Source organism: Kribbella solani (assembly GCF_014205295.1).
Taxonomy (GTDB): Bacteria; Actinomycetota; Actinomycetes; order Propionibacteriales; family Kribbellaceae; genus Kribbella; species Kribbella solani.
Genome location: NZ_JACHNF010000001.1, coordinates 5,641,140 through 5,656,738, shown reverse-complemented (window position 1 = coordinate 5,656,738; position 15,599 = coordinate 5,641,140). Strand labels below are relative to the sequence as shown.

Below are 15,599 nucleotides of genomic sequence, written 5' to 3'. Positions count from 1 at the left end.
CAGCCAGCGGTATGCGGTTAGGATTCGCCACCCTCGGTTGTCCCGGAGCTCCACTCGACGACGTAGTGGAGCTTGCCCAGAGCAACAACTTCACCGGTCTGGAGCTGCGCGCGGCGCCGGAGGAGTTCACCCATGTCGGCCTGACCGCGGCGGAGCGCCGGACGCTCCGGACCCGGATCGAGGACGCCGGCCTGGAGATCTTCGCGATCAGCAGCTACGTCCGGCTGTGCGCGGTCGACGAGCAGCCGCTGGAGGCGCACCTCGAACTCGCCGCCGACCTCGGCGCCCGTGGCGTCCGGGTCTTCCCCGGTGACGATCCCGGTACGAGTCCGGCGGATGCACCGAGTCCCGGGGAGCTCCGCGCGCTGGACCGGGTGACGTCCGTACCGAAGGACGTGCCGATCCTGCTCGAAACGCACGACTCGCACTCCACGGCCCGCCAAGTGGCCGCATTTTGCGCCGTACTGGACACCGATGCACCGGGCCACCCGGTGAAGGCGCTCTGGGACAGTTCGCACACGTGGTCCCACGGCGAGGCGCTGGCCGAGTCGTACGCGCTGCTGCGCCCGTGGCTGGAGATCGTGCAGTTCAAGCAGGCCGACTCGCGGCAGGAGTACCGTCCGGTCGCGCTCGACGCCGGCGACTTCCCGATCCGCGAGCTGGTTCACGTCCTCGACGGGACCGACTACCCGCTCTCGCTGGAGTGGGAGCTCAAGTGGCACCCGCAGCTCCCGGCACTGGCCGAAACCCTGCCGGCAGTGCACGCCTGGCTGGCCGGCGACCCGGAGCGTTAGCCGGCGGTCGACTCGCGGATCTCCAGCGTGTACGGGACGGTGAGGTCGCGATGCGTGTCGTCGTTGTTGCCGGCGATCCGGTCGAGCAGGAGCGCTACCGCGTTGTCCGCGAGCCACTCCTTGTCCGGTGAGATCGTGGTCAGCGTCGGTGAGTGGTACCGGCCGTCCTCGATGTCGTCGAAGCCGACCACCGCGACATCTTCGGGTACCCGCAGTCCGGCGTCGGCGAGCGTACGCAGGGCGCCCAGCGCGAGCAGGTCGTTGAAGCAGAAGACCGCGTCCGGCGGTTCGGGCAGCGCGAGCAGCTCACGCATCGACGCGGCGCCGTCGGGGCGGTGGTATCCCGTACCCGCCAGCTCGAGCGCTGGGTCGTGGGTCAGGCCGGCGGCCTTGAGCGCCTTCCGGTAGCCCTTCCGCCGAACCGCTCCGGTACTGGTCCCGCCGACGCCGATCGCGGCGATCCGCCGCCGGCCGAGCGAGACGAGATGCGTGGTCGCGTCGTACGACGCCTGGACCGAATCGACCGCGACCCGGTCGAACTGCCCGCCGGCCGGGCGTTCGCCGAGCAGGACCAGCGGCTTTCCGGTGTCGGCCGAGGTCAGGTTCGCCGGGGCGGTGGCGAGTGGGGAGAAGATGATGCCGTCGATCAACTGCCCGCGCATCCCGTCCAGTACCAGCTGCTCGGCTGCCGGTTCACCCTCGGTCTGGTCGATCAGCACGGTGATGCCACGGCGCTTCGCGGCCCGGGAGATCTCCGCTCCGAGCTCGGCGAAGTACGGCGAACCCATCTCCGGGATCGCCAGCGCGATGAAGTCGGAGCGGCCCTTGCGTAGCGATCGGGCGCTGACGTTCGGCCGGTAGCCGAGCGCGGCGATCGCGGCCTCGACCTTTTCCCGGGTCCGCGCGGTGATGTGCGGATAGTCGTTGATCACGTTCGACACGGTCTTCACCGATACCCCGGCCCGCGCGGCCACGTCACTCAGCCTGGTCGCCATCCGGACCCTCCTCTCCGCTTCCGTTCGCCCGAGTCTCCCATCCCGCCCCGCGCCGAGACCTTTACAGCCCAGGTCAATCGTTGTAGAAATCCACGTTAAACGTTGTAGAGATGGCTGGGGAGGTCTCGTGGCGCGGCTCGTGGTGAACCCGGGGTTTGTGGTCGGCGCCCTCGACCGCCGGCTGTTCGGCTCGTTCGTCGAGCACATGGGGCGCTGCGTGTACACCGGGATCTACGAGCCGGGCCATCCGAGCGCCGCCCCGGACGGCTTCCGGCAGGACGTCCTCGAACTGGTCCGCGAGCTCGGCGTCACCGCGGTCCGGTACCCCGGTGGCAACTTCGTCTCGAACTACCAGTGGGAGGACGGCGTCGGCCCGAAGGAGCAGCGGCCGCGGCGGCTGGACCTGGCCTGGCGGGCGATCGAGCCGAACCAGTTCGGCACCGACGAGTTCGTCGCCTGGTCGCGGAAGGCGGAGATCGAGCCGATCTGGGCGGTCAACCTCGGCACCGGCGGCATCCGCGACGCCGTCAACCTGCTCCAGTACTGCAACCTCCCGGCCGGGACCGCGCCGGCTGGTACCACCTTGGCCGACCAGCGCGCCGCGAACGGCAGCCCGGAGCCGCACGGCATCCGGATCTGGTGCCTGGGCAACGAGATGGACGGCCCCTGGCAGATCGGCCACAAGACGGCGGAGGAGTACGCGCGCCTGGCCGAGGAGACCGCGAACGCGATGCGCCGCGTCGAACCCGGCCTCGAACTGGTCGTCTGCGGATCGAGCAACGCGAACATGCCGACCTTCGGCGAATGGGAGCGCGTCGTCCTGGAGCGAACGTACGACCTGGTGGATCACATCAGTCTGCACGCGTACTACGAGCCACGCGACGGCGATCGCGCCGGCTTCCTGGCGGCGTCCGAAGAGATGGACCGGATGATCTCGTCGATCGTCGCGACCGCCGACCACGTGAAAGCGCTCAAGCGTAGTGACAAGCAGCTGACGCTGTCCTTCGACGAATGGAACGTCTGGTACCAGCAGAACTTCCCCGGCGAACTCGGTCTCGACATCCGCGAAGTCGGTCCGCTGATCGAGGACACGTACACGGTCGACGACGCGGTGGTAGTCGGCAGCCTGCTGATCACCCTGCTCCGGCACGCCGACCGGGTGAAAATTGCTTGCCTTGCGCAACTGGTCAACGTGATCGGCCCGATCCGTACCGAACCAGGTGGTCGCGCTTGGCGGCAGTCGATCTTCCACCCGTTCGCGCTGACCGCCCGGTACGCCGGCCCGACCGTACTGCAGACCGTGGTCAGCGGCGGGCCGACGATCGATACCGCCGCGTTCGGGCGGATCCCCGCGCTCTGGAGCACCGCGACGTACGACGAACGTACCGGGGAGCTGACGGTCTTCGTGGTGAACCGGAGCGAGAACGACAAGATCGATCTGGAGATTCCGGTCGCCGGAGACGTGATCCGGCACCTGGCCCTGTACGACGAGGACAGTTCGGCCGTGAACACGGCGGACGACCCGGACCGGGTACAGCCCCGGGCCGTCGACGGCACCGAGGTCGTCGACGGAATATGCCGTGCCACCTTGCCGCCGGCTTCGTGGCACTTGATCCAACTCAGCACTTGATCCAACTCAGCACCTGATCCAGCTCAGTTGATTCAGCTCAGCAGTTGATTCGAGAGGGGACCCCGCCCGTGCCTTCGAAACGACTACTTGCCGCCGCCCTGACCGTGGTCGCGGTTGCCGCCGGTACGACCGCCGCTCAGGCCGCGCCCGATCCGGTGGTCAAGACCACCAACCCGATCACGTCCGGCTTCGCCGACACGTTCGCCGATCCGTCCATCATTCAGGGCCGGGACGGTTACTGGTACGCGTACGCCACCTCCGATCCGCTGGTGGCGAACGGGCCGTTCGGCCTGATGCACATGGCCCGGACCAAGGACTTCAGCTCCTGGGAGTACCTCGGGACGGTCTTCAACGACCAGACCAAGCCGAGCTGGGCCGCGCCGGATTCGTTCTTCTGGGCGCCGGACATCCGCTACTTCGGCGGCAAGTACGTCATGTACTTCACCGTCACCGATACGCTCGCCAACCCAGGCGGCGATCCGGCGATCGGCGTCGCGACCGCGCCGACTCCGGCCGGTCCGTGGACGGCGACGGACGGACCGGTCGTCATGCCGAAGCCCGACGGGAACGGCGGGTACTACGGCACCATCGACCCGGCGATGCTGACCGCCGCCGACGGCAAGCGGTACCTGTACTACGGCGGTTTCTACGGCGGCATCTCCGTCACGGAGCTCTCCCCTGACGGCATGCATGCGGTCGGTACGCCCACCCAGGTCACCATCGGCGACCGCTACGAAGGCTCATACGTCGTGTACCGCGACGGTTGGTACTACTTCATGGGCTCGTCGATGAACTGCTGCGCCGGGCCGACCACCGGGTACTCGGTGTTTGCCGGCCGGTCCCGCTCGCCGAAGGGTCCGTTCCTGGATGCCGACGGCGTCGCGCTGACCGACTCGCGGGTCGGTGGCACGACGGTGATCACCCAGAACGGCAACAAGTGGATCGGTCCCGGGCACCACGCGTTCATGACGGACGCGGCCGGGCAGGACCACATCGTCTATCACGCGATCGACCGGCGTACGCCGTGGCTGACCGATCCGTTCGGGATCAACCGGCGGCCGATGCTGATCGACAAGATCGACTGGATCGACGGCTGGCCGCGAACCCGCGCCGGTCTCGGGCCGTCCGAAGGCCCGGTGCCCGCGCCGGCGACGGGGTCGGCGCTTGGTATCGACTCGACCGATCCGGCTGGTGGGTTGATCGGCGCGACACGGCAGCCGGGTGATGCGGTCGGTGGTGCGACCGCGAAGATCGCGGGTGCCGCTCAGACGCGTCAGACGGCGCCTGGCGGATCGCTTCGGGTGGAGGCGGATGTTCGTCTGGGTAGCTCGTTCGCCACGGTGCTGGGGAATCAGGTCGTGGCTCGGGTGGTGGGCAATCGGCTGACGTTGGTGGCCGGTCGGCGTACGACCTCGGTGAACCTGCCGGCGGATTTCGACCGTACGCAGTGGAACAAGCTGGTCGTGCAGGTGACCGAATCGTCCGTGACGGCGCGACTGAACGATGCGGGGCTTGGTGATGTCTACGCGGAGGCGCAGCTGCCGGGCGTACGGCTTGCGGCCGCACCGGTGCGGTGGATCGGGTCGGCGGAGGTGGACAACCTGACCGTACGGTCCGTCGCGAAGGCGGTGACGAAGCCGGCTGACGTACCGCGGACCGGGAAGGTGCTCGCCGGTGACGACTTCGACGGTTCGCTCGGCGCGGGCTGGTCGTGGGTACGCAAGGATGCCAAGGCAACTGTTGCCGATGGCAAGTTGTCTTGGCCGTTGGAGAACGCCGACTTGGTTGGTACGGGCAACAATGCCGGTCTGTTGCTGCATGATTCACCGGCCGGGGACAAGTGGATCGCGGAAACCGAACTGCATCTCGACACCGGGCAGGGGGACGTACGCAACTATCAGCAGGCAGGCCTGATCGCGTACCTGAACGACAACGACTTCGCGCGGTTGGGAAACGTGTCGATCTGGAAGACGCGGCAGACCGAGTACGGGCGGGAGCTGGTGGCGCGACCGTCGGACGGCGCGACGTCGTACGGCGCCGCCGCGATCGGGCGATCGGCGCCGACGTTGTGGATGCGGCTCGCGTACCAGAAGAACGCCGCCGGTGAACATGTGTACCGGGCCGGGACTTCGGTGGACGGGAAGAACTGGACGTGGGGCGCGGCCTGGGTGCTGCCGGCCGCGGCCCGGATCGGCCTCTACGCCCACGGCGAGTTCACCGGCGCCAACCCACCGCCGGTCGCCACCTTCGACTACCTGAAGTTCTACGAGAGCAAGTAGCAGGCCCATATGTCGACAAATCAACACAATCACTGAATCGGTAACCTTCGCCGCCCCGCCGGCATCAAAGGCTGTAGATGCACAGAGCCAACTTGGGGGCGAGAACATGAAGCGACGCAGGGTTGTGTACGGAGCGGTGGGTTCGGTTTTGCTGGCGGCCGGTGTGATGCCGGCCGCCGCGCAGGCGAGTGCGAGTTCGCCGCGGGCTGCCTGCAGCATGCTCGCGGGATCGGTCACCTCGGCCGGCGCGCAGACCACCGCGAAGGTGACCGCGGGCACGCCGCCGACGATGTCCAACCCGACGTCCGAGGCAGGCGTGTTCCCGGCAGGCGCGGTTCGGTTGAGTTCGACCTTCGAGAGCGAGCCGAACGTCGCGGGCGCCGACTCCAGCGGGTACGTCGTCGAGGGCGACGCGCTGTACTACCGGATGTACAACTTCAACGCCGGCATCAACCTCACTCAGCGGGTCGGCGGCGGCTGGTCCAAGTTCAACGCACTCGAACTCGCGCACTACCAGCAGGGCAAGGCGACCCACTGGATGGGGTACGGGCTGCGCAACGACGGAACGCTCCTTCGCTGGACGGTCGGAAAGACCTGGAAGAGCGCCGGCTCGGCCACCGGTTTCGGCTCGGTCAAGGCGATGGCCCTGATCAGCAAGACCGCGAAGTACGACACGTTCCTGGCGAACACCCGCGGCGGCGCGCTGTACACGATCCGCATCCCCGTCACGTCACCCATGAAGCCGATCGTCACCAAGATCCGCCCCGGCACCTGGCAAGGCTTCGAGTCCCTGGTAGCCGAAAAGTGCGGCAACTACGGCACGCTCCTCCTCGGCATCGACAAGGAAACCCAAACCGCCAACCTCTACGCCATCGGCCACGCCAACGGCCCCACCACAGTCATCAACAGCCTAGGCAAGGTCAAAGCCACCTTCCCCAACCCAGTCAACTTCCGCTGGGGCCCCGTCTACTTCGCCGACTCCCTCAACGGCGACTGAGGACTTCGGTGAGGATTTTTAGGGCTCGGTGTAGGTCTGGGGTTGTCGGGGTGGCGTAGCCGATTACCAGGCCTGGGGGGCCGGGGGTGGTGCGGCGGTATTCGGAGAGGGGGGCGATTACTACGCCGGCGGCTCGGGCTTGGGTGGCTAGGGACTGGTCGTCGGTGTGGTTGGGGAGTAGGAGCGTGATGTGTAGGCCGGCGTCCTGGCCGATGACCTCGCCGTATGGGGCCAGCGCCGCGCAGGTGAGGGTGCGCCGGTCCGCGTACAGGCGGCGGCCGCGGCGTACTGCCTGGTCCAGGTAGCCGTCGCGGAGCATCGCCAGTAGGGCGGCCTGCATCGGCCAGCCGGGCCAGTCGCCGGTCTCGGCGCGGAACGTGGTCAGCCGGTCGATCATCGGTTCCGACGCCACCATCCAGCCGAGCCGGAGCGCCGGGCTGAGGGTCTTGGACAGGGTGCCCAGGTGCACGACCCGGTCGAGGTCCAGTTGGGCGAGCGCGGGCAGCGGCGCGACGTCGTACCGGAACTCGCTGTCGTAGTCGTCCTCGATCAGCAGCGCGCCGGTCCGGCGGGCCCAGCGGACCAGTTCGTTGCGTCGCGCGACGGGCAGCCGAAAGCCCAGCGGGTACTGGTGTGATGGCGTGACGTACACAGCGTCGACGTCGTCTGTCAGCGCGTCCACCCGCAGCCCGTCCTCGTCCACGGGCACATCGACGATCTCCAGCTGATGGTCGCGAGCCGCGGTGACCGCGTTCAGATAACCGGGGTCCTCGATGGCGATCCGGCCGCCCGGTGCGCTGGTCGCGGTCAGCAGGAGGCGGAGTCCGTGCACGGTGCCATTCGTGACGAGCACGTTCTCCGGGCCGCATGCGATCCCCCGTACCCGGCCGACATGCTCCGCGAGCGCGGCCCGGAGCGTGGGCAGGCCGGCCGCGTCGTCGTACCCGCGTGGTGGTGCCTGGGCGGACACCTCGCGCCAGGCGCGCCGCCAACCGGGGTCCGGTGTCGGCGCGATGTACGGAATGCCCGGCCGGAGCGTCAGCAACCGTTTGTCCGGGTCCTCACGGTGGGGCGTACGGCGTCGTACGGCCGGCTGCAACGGCACCACGTCCGTGACAAAAGTACCGGCGCCCGTACGCCCCGCTATCCACCCTTCCGCGTGCAACTGGTCGTACGCGGCCTGGGTGACCGCCCGCGACACGGACATCTGCCGCGCGAGATCACGCGTGGACGGAAGCCGATGACCGGACTGCAACCGACCGTCCAGTACGGCAGCCCGGAATTGCTCCGCCAGCTGGAGGTGCAGCGGGAGCGCAATCGTACGGTCGATGGTCAGCGGGAGTGAGGTCTCCACGAATGGACTACCTGATTCAGACGGGAATGGACCGTGCCAGCATGCCACTCCACCCCCGAACCTGGTTGCATGACGGTGCAGATGCCACGACTCCGTCGCGGCGGGTCATGGGGCTGTGACTCCCGGCCTTCCCTCGTCACTCCAGTCGCTTCGCTCCCTCCACTCCTCAGTCCAGGCCGGGAGGCCCCATGACCAGCACTCCGCTGCAGCCGACCGCTCGTACGTCGCTCCGTCGTTCCAAGGAACGCGCCGCCACCGACCGGCAGGCGCTGTACGACGTACTGCTCGATGGCATGTTCTGCCACCTGGGCGTCGTGGTCGACGGCCACCCACTCGTCCTTCCGACCGCGTACGGGATCGACCTGGACCACAGCGCCGACGGGATCATGTACCTGCACGGCTCGGTGGCTGCCCGCAGTGTGGTCGCCGCGCCGGAGCAGACGGTCTGCGTCACCGTCACGCACACCGACGGCCTGGTACTCGCGCGATCCGCCTTCCACCACTCGGTGAACTACCGGTCCGCGGTGATCTTCGGCGTACCGCGACTGGTGACCGGTGCGGAGGAGAAGCTGCACGGCCTGAACCGGATCGTCGATCACCTGGTACCAGGCCGGTCCACCGCCGTCCGCCCACCGAACCGCAAGGAGCTGGCCAAGACCTCCGTACTCGCCCTGTCGCTGACCGAGGCGTCGGTGAAGACGCGCTCCGGGCCCGCCAACGACGAGGAGGAGGACCTCAACCTGCCCTACTGGACGGGTGTGATCCCACTTCACTCGGTCGCCGGCGAGCCGGAGAACAACCCGGACTGCGACTTGCTGGTGCCCGCCCACGTCCGCTCCCGCGCGAACCGCCTCGGCGCACCTTCTTAAGCCACGGTCCCCTTGTTGTAGTTCTTCTGCGCCCAGAAGTAGCCGACGACGGCGATCGCCAGGCACCAGGCGAGCGAGAGCCAGCCGTCACCGCTGTCCATCGGCGTACCCAGCATCAGGTGCCGCAGGGTGTTGATGATCGGAGTGAACGGCTGGTACTCGGCGAACCAGCGGATGCCGCTCGGCATCGACTGCAACGGGATGAACGTGTTGCTGAGGAACGGCAGCAGCAAGCTGATCGGCAGCACGATGTTGCTCGCGCTCTCCGGCGTCTTGCTGGTCAGCCCCAACGCGATCGCGAACCAGGTCAGCGCGAACGTCACCGCGATCAACAGCCCGGCCGCGAGCAGCCAGTCCCCGACGGACGCGTTCGGCCGGAAGCCGATCAGGATCGCGAAACCGACGACCAGAGCGAGGCTGACGATGGTCAGCAGCACATTGCCGAGTACGTGCCCGGCGAGCACCGCCGGCCGGAAGATCGCCATCGTCCGGAACCGGGCGACGATCCCCTCGGTCATGTCCATACAGACCGCGACCGCCGGGGACATCGTTCCGGACGCGATCGACATCAGCAGGATCCCGGGGGTGAGGAAGTCGATGTACGCGCCGCGCCCCCCGCCGCCGAGCCCGGCCGCGAACGTGTTACCGAAGACCAGGCCGAACAACAGGATCATGATCACCGGCATCCCGAGCGCGCCGAGCGACAGGCCGGGGTAGCGCTGCGCGTGCCGCAGGTTGCGGCGCAGCATGGTGCCGATGTCGGTCAGCGGACGACTGGCCGGGGCGGCCTGGGCGGCCGGTACGGACTGGATTGTGGTGGAGCTCATTTCGTCGTCACCTTCTCCTGCTGAGTGGGTTGACCGGTGACGGCGAAGAACACGTCGTCCAGGTCGGGGGTGTGTACGGTCAGCTCGTCCACCTCGAGCGAGGCGTCGTCCATCCGGGCCAGCAGCGCGCGGAGCGAGTGCACGCTGCCGTCGTTCGGCACCTGCAGGACGAGCGATTCCTGATTGGGTACGCCGGTCGGCAGCACCCGCCCGGCGAGGGCGAACTCCTCCGGCGAGGTGAACCGCAGCCGGATGTGCCCGCCGGGCGCGAGCCGCTTCAGTTCCTCGGCCGTGCCTTGGGCGACCAGGCGTCCGTGGTCGAGTACGGCGATCCGATCGGCGAGCTGATCCGCTTCTTCCAGGTACTGCGTGGTGAGCAGGATCGTGACACCACCGGCGACCAGTTCCCGGATCGTCGTCCACATGTTGTGCCGGCTCCGCGGGTCGAGGCCGGTGCTCGGCTCGTCCAGGAAGATGATCCGCGGCCGGCCGACCAGTGTCATCGCCAGGTCGAGGCGGCGCTTCATACCGCCGGAGTACGTCATCGCCAGCTTCTTGCCGGCCTCGGCCAGGTCGAACTGCTCCAGCAGCTCGTCGGCCCGCTGCCGCGCCTCCCGCTTGCCGAGGTGGTACAGGTCGGCCATCAGGATCAGGTTCTCCCGGCCGGTCATCAGACCGTCGACCGCGGAGAACTGACCGGTGACGCCGATCGCGGCCCGGACCGCCTCCGGCTGCTTGCGCAGGTCGTGACCGGCCACCCGGATCTCGCCGGCGTCGGCGGTGTTCAGCGTGGCCAGGATCTGTACGACAGTGGTCTTGCCGGCGCCGTTCGGGCCGAGCAGGGAAAAGATGGTGCCTTCGGCAACATTCAGGTCGATGCCGTCGAGGACGAGTTTCTCGCCGTAGGACTTGCGCAGTCCGGTGACGTCGATCGCTGCTGACATGACTGGTCCTTGGGTGTTTTCGGGCAGGGGGAACCTGCCCCGGTGGCTGATGGGGTGATCAGGAGGAGGTTTCGGGCGTGTTCGCCCGCCCGGCCGGCCTGGTGGCTACGGTCGGTGCCGCGGTGACTTCAGTTGGGCAGTGGGTTCAGGTGGGGTGCGAGGTCAGATGTCGAGGTCCTCGACCGCCGGCTGGTTGGCAGCCTCCTCGACCAGCGCGTACAGGTCCTCGGGGATCAGGTCGCGGAGCTCGTCGACGGTCTCCACGACCTGCAGGGTGGCCTCGCCCTGCGCCATGCTCCAGGACTGGTCGGAGCTCCAGTTCCCGATCCAGGACCGCCAGCCGGTCAGGTACCGCTCGTCGTCCGCGTTGACGGTGAACTGGTTCCGCCGGTCCGCGTGCAGGACGAACTTCCCGGTCCGGCTGCGGTACACCTTGAAGGCCTCGTACCCGGTGTTGTTGGACCGGCCGCCCTCGGCCAGCAGTACGCCCGAGAACCGCTGTTTGCGGCCGGTGCCCCGGCCGACCCGGACGGTGATCTCGTCGTACCCCTCGAGCCGGCCTTCTTCCAGCTCGACGTACTTGCGCAGGGCGATCGAGATCGCCGAGGACAGGTTGCCGGCGAGCTCCTGCGCCTTCTTGTACAGCGGCAGGTCGTCGTCGGACACATAGATCGTCTTGTTCGGCATGGTGTCTCCTCCTACGTAGAACTATACGCACAGCTCTCCGCATATGTCTACGTAGATCTGTACGTAGACGTGAAGGCGTCGTTGGACGGTTGGTGAACGGTGTGGAAACTGGCCGGCTCAAACCTGAGTTATCCACAGATTCGGGGCAGTTTCACCGGATTTCTGTGGAGAAGTAAGGGCCAGGCTGGGGATAAGTCCCGGGAATCGGTGTGCACACCTGGGGATACAGGTGTGGATAACTGAGCAAACCCCTGGACATGGTCACAGGGGTTTGGTGGGTGAGGAGCTCGAGGGCCCCTCGGTTGTTCAGTTCGGAAGGGTGAGTGGGGTCAGACCCACTGGGTGGAGACGACGAAGCCGACCGCGATCAGGCCCATGCCGATCAGCAGGTTCCAGTTGCCCAGGTCGTTCATCACCGGGATGTCCTGGCCGGCTACGTAGAAGACGACCAGCCAAGCCAGCCCGAGCAGCCAGCAGGCCAGCATCAGCGGCGCCACCCACACCCGGGACTGGGTGCGCGGCTTCTTCGGCGTCTTCTCGGCCTTGACCTTGACCTTCTCGGCCTTCTTCGTTTTGCGACTGCTCGACTCGGGCACGACTGAACTCCTTGTAAGGACGGACGCATAAGCTAACCGTGTGGACCTGTGCCGGTCCGGTCCAGGGTTAGCGTAGTGCAGAGCAATGTGGAGATCACTCATGCGTAGGTTGGGGCGGAGGTTGAGGCGGATTTCGCTGTGGCGGGCGGTGGCGCCGCTGGCGTTGCTGTGTGCCGGCCTGCTGTTCGCGACCAGTGCCACCAACGCCCGTGGTACGGACCTGCGGCCCAGCCGTAACACTACGCTCGCCGGGCTGGTGGAGGAACAGAGCCGCCGCAGCGCAACCCTGGTCCGGCAGCACGCGGCGCTCACCCAGGACATCGAGAAGCTGCAGGCGCAGCAGGGGTCGATCGACCCGGCGCTGGCGAAGCGGCTGAAGGACCTGTCCGACGAGGTCGGCACCACGCCGGTCACCGGGCCGGGCCTGACCGTGACGCTGAAGGACGCGCCGCAGCAAGTGGTGAAGGACAATCCGGACGTCGACGCCGACTGGCTGGTGATCCACCAACAGGACATCCAGGCGGTGGTGAACGCGCTCTGGGCCGGTGGCGCGGACGCGATCTCGATCCAGAACCACCGGGTCATCTCCACCACCGGGATCAAGTGCGTCGGCAACTCGGTAGTACTGCACGGGGTGCCGTACCTCCCGCCGTACAAGATCACCGCGATCGGCGACCGGCGGAAGCTGCAGCAGGCGCTCGACGACTCGCAGTACATCGACAACCTGCAGGACTACGTGGTGAAGTTCCAGCTCGGGTACGACGTGCAGAACGAGTCCTCGATCGCCATGCCCGCGTACGAGGGCACCCTGGACCTGCAGAGCGCCACCGTCCCCGGCTTCGACCGCACCCCTTCGGTCAGCCCCACCGCCAGCGGGCGTTAGCTGTCACAATGGTTCGCATGCCGCGGATCCTTGTCGTCGACAACTACGACTCCTTCGTCTACAACCTGGTTCAGTACCTGCAGCAGTTGCAGGCTGACACCACGGTGTTGCGCAACGACGAGGTGACCCCGGAGCAGGCCGGCGCGTACGACGGTGTGCTGCTCTCCCCCGGCCCGGGTACGCCCGAAGAAGCCGGTGCGTGCGTGGACATCGTCAAGGAACAAGGCGGGAAGGTGCCGATCTTCGGCGTCTGCCTCGGCCTGCAGGCGATCGGCGTCGCGTACGGCGGGGTGGTCGGCCGCGCGGACGAGCTGCTGCACGGCAAAACCAGCCAGGTGTACCACGACGGCGCCGGCGTACTGGCCGGACTGCCATCGCCGTTCACCGCGACCCGGTATCACTCGCTCGCGATCACCCAGGACAGCGTGCCGAGCGAGTTGCAGGTGACGGCCCGGACCGACAAGGGCGTGATCATGGCTGCCCGGCATCACGAGCTCGCGGTCGAAGGCGTGCAGTTCCACCCGGAGTCGGTACTCACCGAGGGCGGTCACCGGATGCTCGCCAACTGGCTGACCCTTTGCGGCGACCCCGACGCGATCGCCCGCTCAGCCGGCCTCGCCCCGGTAGTCGGCCAACCGGTCGCCTAACCTCCCCAAACCGGTTCGGGGAGTGGCCGCGTAGTCCGCCCCAAACCGGTTTGGGGCGTTTTGCCCGCCCGAATCGGGCAGTCAGGCTCCCCAGTCTCGGCGGAAGTGCGCCCCGAAGCGGTTTGGGGCGCACTTCCGGTGGTGCCGAGGGGCGGTCAGCCGCCGATGGTGATGCCGGGTGACGTCGGACCGCCGCTGGGCTCCCCCGTCGGCTGGCCTGTCGGTCCGCCCGTCGGCGGCGGCGATTCCTGCTGGTGGTTGTTGATCGTCAGTGTGATCAACGTGCCCTTCGGCTGCTGCGTGCCGGCCGCCTTGCTCTGGGCGACGACTGTCTGGTCCGGCTTGGACGGATCGTCCACGGAGGTGTAGCCGACCCGGAAGCCGAGGGCCTTCAGCGCCGCCGTCGCGTCGTCCTGGGTCTGGGTGATGACGCTCGGCACCTCCACGTTCACCACGCCGCTGGACACCGTCAAGGTGAACTGGGTGCCAGGCGCGTACGAGCCGCTCGGGTCCGGGCTGACCTCGATCACGGTGCCCTTCCTCTGGTCGCTGTCCTTCTCGACCGTCTTGTCGCTGACCGTGAACTGGCCCTTCGCGTTCTCCAGCGTCCGCTTCGCCTTCGACTCGGACATGCCGATCACGTTCGGTACCGAGAAGGCACTCGGCCCGGCCGACACCACCACGTTCACGGTCGAGCCCTGGTCGGCCTCGGTACCGGACTCCGGCGTCTGGCTGATGATCGCGCCCTTACCGACCGTGTCGCTCTTCTGCGACGTGGAGGTGAGCTTCAGGCCCTTGGCGTCGAGCAGCGCGGTCGCCTCGGCCACCGACTTGCCGCTGAGGTCCGGGACGGCGACCTTGGCCGGTGTCGAGGTGGTCGCGCCACCACCGCCGGCCTTGGTGTCCTTGTTGTAGTGGTTGAACAGCGCGTACGCCCCGACGGCCACCGCGACGATCGCCAGCCCGAGCAGGAAGTAGGCCAGGCCACGGTTCCGCCGGGAGCGGTTGTCCTCGTCCTCTTCCAGGTCGTCCCCGCCCGGCGGCAGCAGGTCGTTACCGCTGGTCTGCCGGAACGCCTGGGTGGCCGCCGGCGCGACCGCGGTCGGCGCCATCGAACGGGTCTCCGCGACCGCCGCCATCGGCGCGGTCACCTGCTGACCGGCCAGCACCCGGTGGATGTCGGCGCGCATCTCGGAGGCGCTCTGGTACCGCTCCTCGCGGTTCTTCGCCAGCGCCTTCAGGACGACCGCGTCGACCTCCGGCGGAATGTCCGGGTCGAACGACGACGGCGGCAGCGGCTGCTCGCGGACATGCTGGTACGCGACCGACACCGGTGATTCGCCGACGAAGGGCGGCCGGCCGGTGAGCAGTTCGTACAGCAGGCAACCGGTCGAGTACAGGTCGGAGCGGGCGTCCACGGTCTCGCCGCGGGCCTGCTCCGGGGACAGGTACTGCGCGGTGCCGATCACGGCCGCGGTCTGGGTCATCGTCGAGGACGTGTCGGCGACCGCGCGGGCGATACCGAAGTCCATCACCTTGACCTGGCCCTGCGGGGTCAGCATCACGTTGCCGGGCTTGATGTCGCGGTGCACGATGCCGGCCCGATGGCTGTAGTCGAGCGCCTCGAGCACGCCGGAGGTGATCTCCAGCGCTCGCTCCGGCATGATCTTGCGGCCCTCGCGGATCAGGTCGCGCAATGTCTTACCGGTGACGAGCTCCATCACGATGTACGGGATGGTGACGCCGGAACCGTTCGGATCCGGCTCCTCGCCGGTGTCGTACACCGAAACGATGGTCGGGTGGTTCAGCGACGCGGCCGACTGTGCCTCCCGGCGGAACCGGGCCTGGAAGGTGGCGTCACTGGCCAGGTCGACCCGCAGCCGCTTGATCGCGACACTCCGGCCGAGCCGGTTGTCGACGCCCCTGCGGACCTCGGCCATGCCGCCGCGGCCGAGCGGTTCGCCTTCTTCGTACCGGCCGCCGACGAGACGTGCCTGCGATGTCATGACTCAGCCTTCCAACCTGTCCGTGGACCACACACAAAAAACACACTCAATTTGCCCACCGTAGCGGCCGCCACACGTGGATCCCCGTTGG

The 15,599-nt window shown here is 67.8% G+C and carries 14 protein-coding genes; 7 read left to right on the top strand and 7 right to left on the bottom strand.

All coding sequences use genetic code 11. The annotated features are described in order from the left end of the window. Positions 1-11: 11 nt before the first annotated feature. The gene (locus HDA44_RS25980; protein WP_184838752.1) at positions 12-794 is read left to right on the top strand and encodes a sugar phosphate isomerase/epimerase family protein; all 783 of its coding nucleotides are present in this window, start codon (positions 12-14) and stop codon (positions 792-794) included. On the opposite strand, the gene HDA44_RS25975 is transcribed toward HDA44_RS25980, so the two are convergent. After that, a complete protein-coding gene (locus HDA44_RS25975) occupies positions 791-1,789 on the bottom strand; it encodes a LacI family DNA-binding transcriptional regulator (RefSeq protein WP_184838750.1) in 999 nt (332 codons plus the stop codon). The genes HDA44_RS25980 and HDA44_RS25975 overlap by 4 nt on opposite strands. 127 nt (positions 1,790-1,916) lie before the next feature. On the opposite strand from HDA44_RS25975, the gene arfA reads away from it, so the two are divergent. From arfA to HDA44_RS25960, 3 genes are all read left to right on the top strand, one after another. Continuing rightward, complete coding sequence (gene arfA, locus HDA44_RS25970; protein WP_184838748.1) at positions 1,917-3,419, top strand: arabinosylfuranosidase ArfA; 1,503 nt, start codon at positions 1,917-1,919, stop codon at positions 3,417-3,419. Positions 3,420-3,487: 68 nt separating this feature from the next. Continuing rightward, positions 3,488-5,698, top strand: coding sequence for a family 43 glycosylhydrolase (locus HDA44_RS25965; RefSeq protein ID WP_337906424.1), 2,211 nt, complete (start codon positions 3,488-3,490; stop codon positions 5,696-5,698). Between the two features lie 136 nt (positions 5,699-5,834). Then, the gene (locus HDA44_RS25960; RefSeq protein WP_337906423.1) at positions 5,835-6,695 is read left to right on the top strand and encodes a hypothetical protein; all 861 of its coding nucleotides are present in this window, start codon (positions 5,835-5,837) and stop codon (positions 6,693-6,695) included. Here HDA44_RS25960 and pdxR read toward each other — a convergent pair. Next, the gene (gene pdxR, locus HDA44_RS25955) at positions 6,682-8,049 is read right to left on the bottom strand and encodes a MocR-like pyridoxine biosynthesis transcription factor PdxR (protein WP_184838746.1); all 1,368 of its coding nucleotides are present in this window, start codon (positions 8,047-8,049) and stop codon (positions 6,682-6,684) included. The two genes, HDA44_RS25960 and pdxR, sit on opposite strands and share 14 nt — an antisense overlap. Positions 8,050-8,237: 188 nt before the next feature. Here pdxR and HDA44_RS25950 point away from each other — a divergent pair, with 188 nt between their 5' ends. Next, positions 8,238-8,918 carry a pyridoxamine 5'-phosphate oxidase family protein gene (locus tag HDA44_RS25950; protein ID WP_184838744.1) on the top strand — a complete coding sequence of 227 codons (681 nt, stop codon included), beginning with the start codon at positions 8,238-8,240 and terminating at the stop codon, positions 8,916-8,918. On the opposite strand, the gene HDA44_RS25945 is transcribed toward HDA44_RS25950, so the two are convergent. The 4 genes from HDA44_RS25945 to HDA44_RS25930 all read right to left on the bottom strand — a co-directional run bounded on the left by HDA44_RS25945 (position 8,915) and on the right by HDA44_RS25930 (position 11,972). Further along, positions 8,915-9,745 carry an ABC transporter permease gene (locus HDA44_RS25945; protein ID WP_184838742.1) on the bottom strand — a complete coding sequence of 277 codons (831 nt, stop codon included), beginning with the start codon at positions 9,743-9,745 and terminating at the stop codon, positions 8,915-8,917. The genes HDA44_RS25950 and HDA44_RS25945 overlap by 4 nt on opposite strands. Continuing rightward, on the bottom strand, positions 9,742-10,689 hold the full coding sequence (locus HDA44_RS25940; protein WP_184838740.1) for an ATP-binding cassette domain-containing protein: 948 nt from the start codon (positions 10,687-10,689) through the stop codon (positions 9,742-9,744). Before HDA44_RS25940 ends, HDA44_RS25945 begins: the two co-directional genes overlap by 4 nt. 162 nt (positions 10,690-10,851) lie before the next feature. Continuing rightward, entirely contained in the window at positions 10,852-11,376 is a 525-nt protein-coding gene (locus HDA44_RS25935; protein ID WP_184838738.1) for an EXLDI protein, read from the bottom strand. A 329-nt stretch (positions 11,377-11,705) separates the two neighbouring features. Continuing rightward, positions 11,706-11,972, bottom strand: a complete 267-nt coding sequence (locus HDA44_RS25930; protein WP_184838736.1) for a cell division protein CrgA — start codon at positions 11,970-11,972, stop codon at positions 11,706-11,708. A 121-nt stretch (positions 11,973-12,093) separates the two neighbouring features. Here HDA44_RS25930 and HDA44_RS25925 point away from each other — a divergent pair, with 121 nt between their 5' ends. Both HDA44_RS25925 and HDA44_RS25920 read left to right on the top strand, forming a co-directional pair. Beyond that, positions 12,094-12,855 (top strand): DUF881 domain-containing protein, encoded by a 762-nt coding sequence (locus HDA44_RS25925; RefSeq protein ID WP_238352549.1) that lies wholly within the window; start codon positions 12,094-12,096, stop codon positions 12,853-12,855. Positions 12,856-12,872: 17 nt separating this feature from the next. Then, positions 12,873-13,502: an aminodeoxychorismate/anthranilate synthase component II gene (locus HDA44_RS25920; RefSeq protein WP_184838732.1), complete on the top strand. Its 630-nt coding sequence runs from the start codon at positions 12,873-12,875 to the stop codon at positions 13,500-13,502. A 155-nt stretch (positions 13,503-13,657) separates the two neighbouring features. Here the strand turns inward: HDA44_RS25920 and pknB are convergent, their stop codons facing one another. Beyond that, the gene (gene pknB, locus HDA44_RS25915) at positions 13,658-15,508 is read right to left on the bottom strand and encodes a Stk1 family PASTA domain-containing Ser/Thr kinase (RefSeq protein ID WP_184838730.1); all 1,851 of its coding nucleotides are present in this window, start codon (positions 15,506-15,508) and stop codon (positions 13,658-13,660) included. Between the last annotated feature and the right edge of the window lie 91 nt (positions 15,509-15,599).

What these genes read in the sequence shown, in the direction of transcription:
- HDA44_RS25980 (WP_184838752.1), top strand. Translation starts at nt 12, where the DNA reads ATGCGGTTAGGATTCGCCACCCTCGGTTGTCCCGGAGCTCCACTCGAC.
- HDA44_RS25975 (WP_184838750.1), bottom strand. Translation starts at nt 1,789, where the DNA reads ATGGCGACCAGGCTGAGTGACGTGGCCGCGCGGGCCGGGGTATCGGTG.
- HDA44_RS25950 (WP_184838744.1), top strand. Translation starts at nt 8,238, where the DNA reads ATGACCAGCACTCCGCTGCAGCCGACCGCTCGTACGTCGCTCCGTCGT.
- HDA44_RS25945 (WP_184838742.1), bottom strand. Translation starts at nt 9,745, where the DNA reads ATGAGCTCCACCACAATCCAGTCCGTACCGGCCGCCCAGGCCGCCCCG.
- HDA44_RS25940 (WP_184838740.1), bottom strand. Translation starts at nt 10,689, where the DNA reads ATGTCAGCAGCGATCGACGTCACCGGACTGCGCAAGTCCTACGGCGAG.
- HDA44_RS25935 (WP_184838738.1), bottom strand. Translation starts at nt 11,376, where the DNA reads ATGCCGAACAAGACGATCTATGTGTCCGACGACGACCTGCCGCTGTAC.
- HDA44_RS25920 (WP_184838732.1), top strand. Translation starts at nt 12,873, where the DNA reads ATGCCGCGGATCCTTGTCGTCGACAACTACGACTCCTTCGTCTACAAC.
- pknB (WP_184838730.1), bottom strand. Translation starts at nt 15,508, where the DNA reads ATGACATCGCAGGCACGTCTCGTCGGCGGCCGGTACGAAGAAGGCGAA.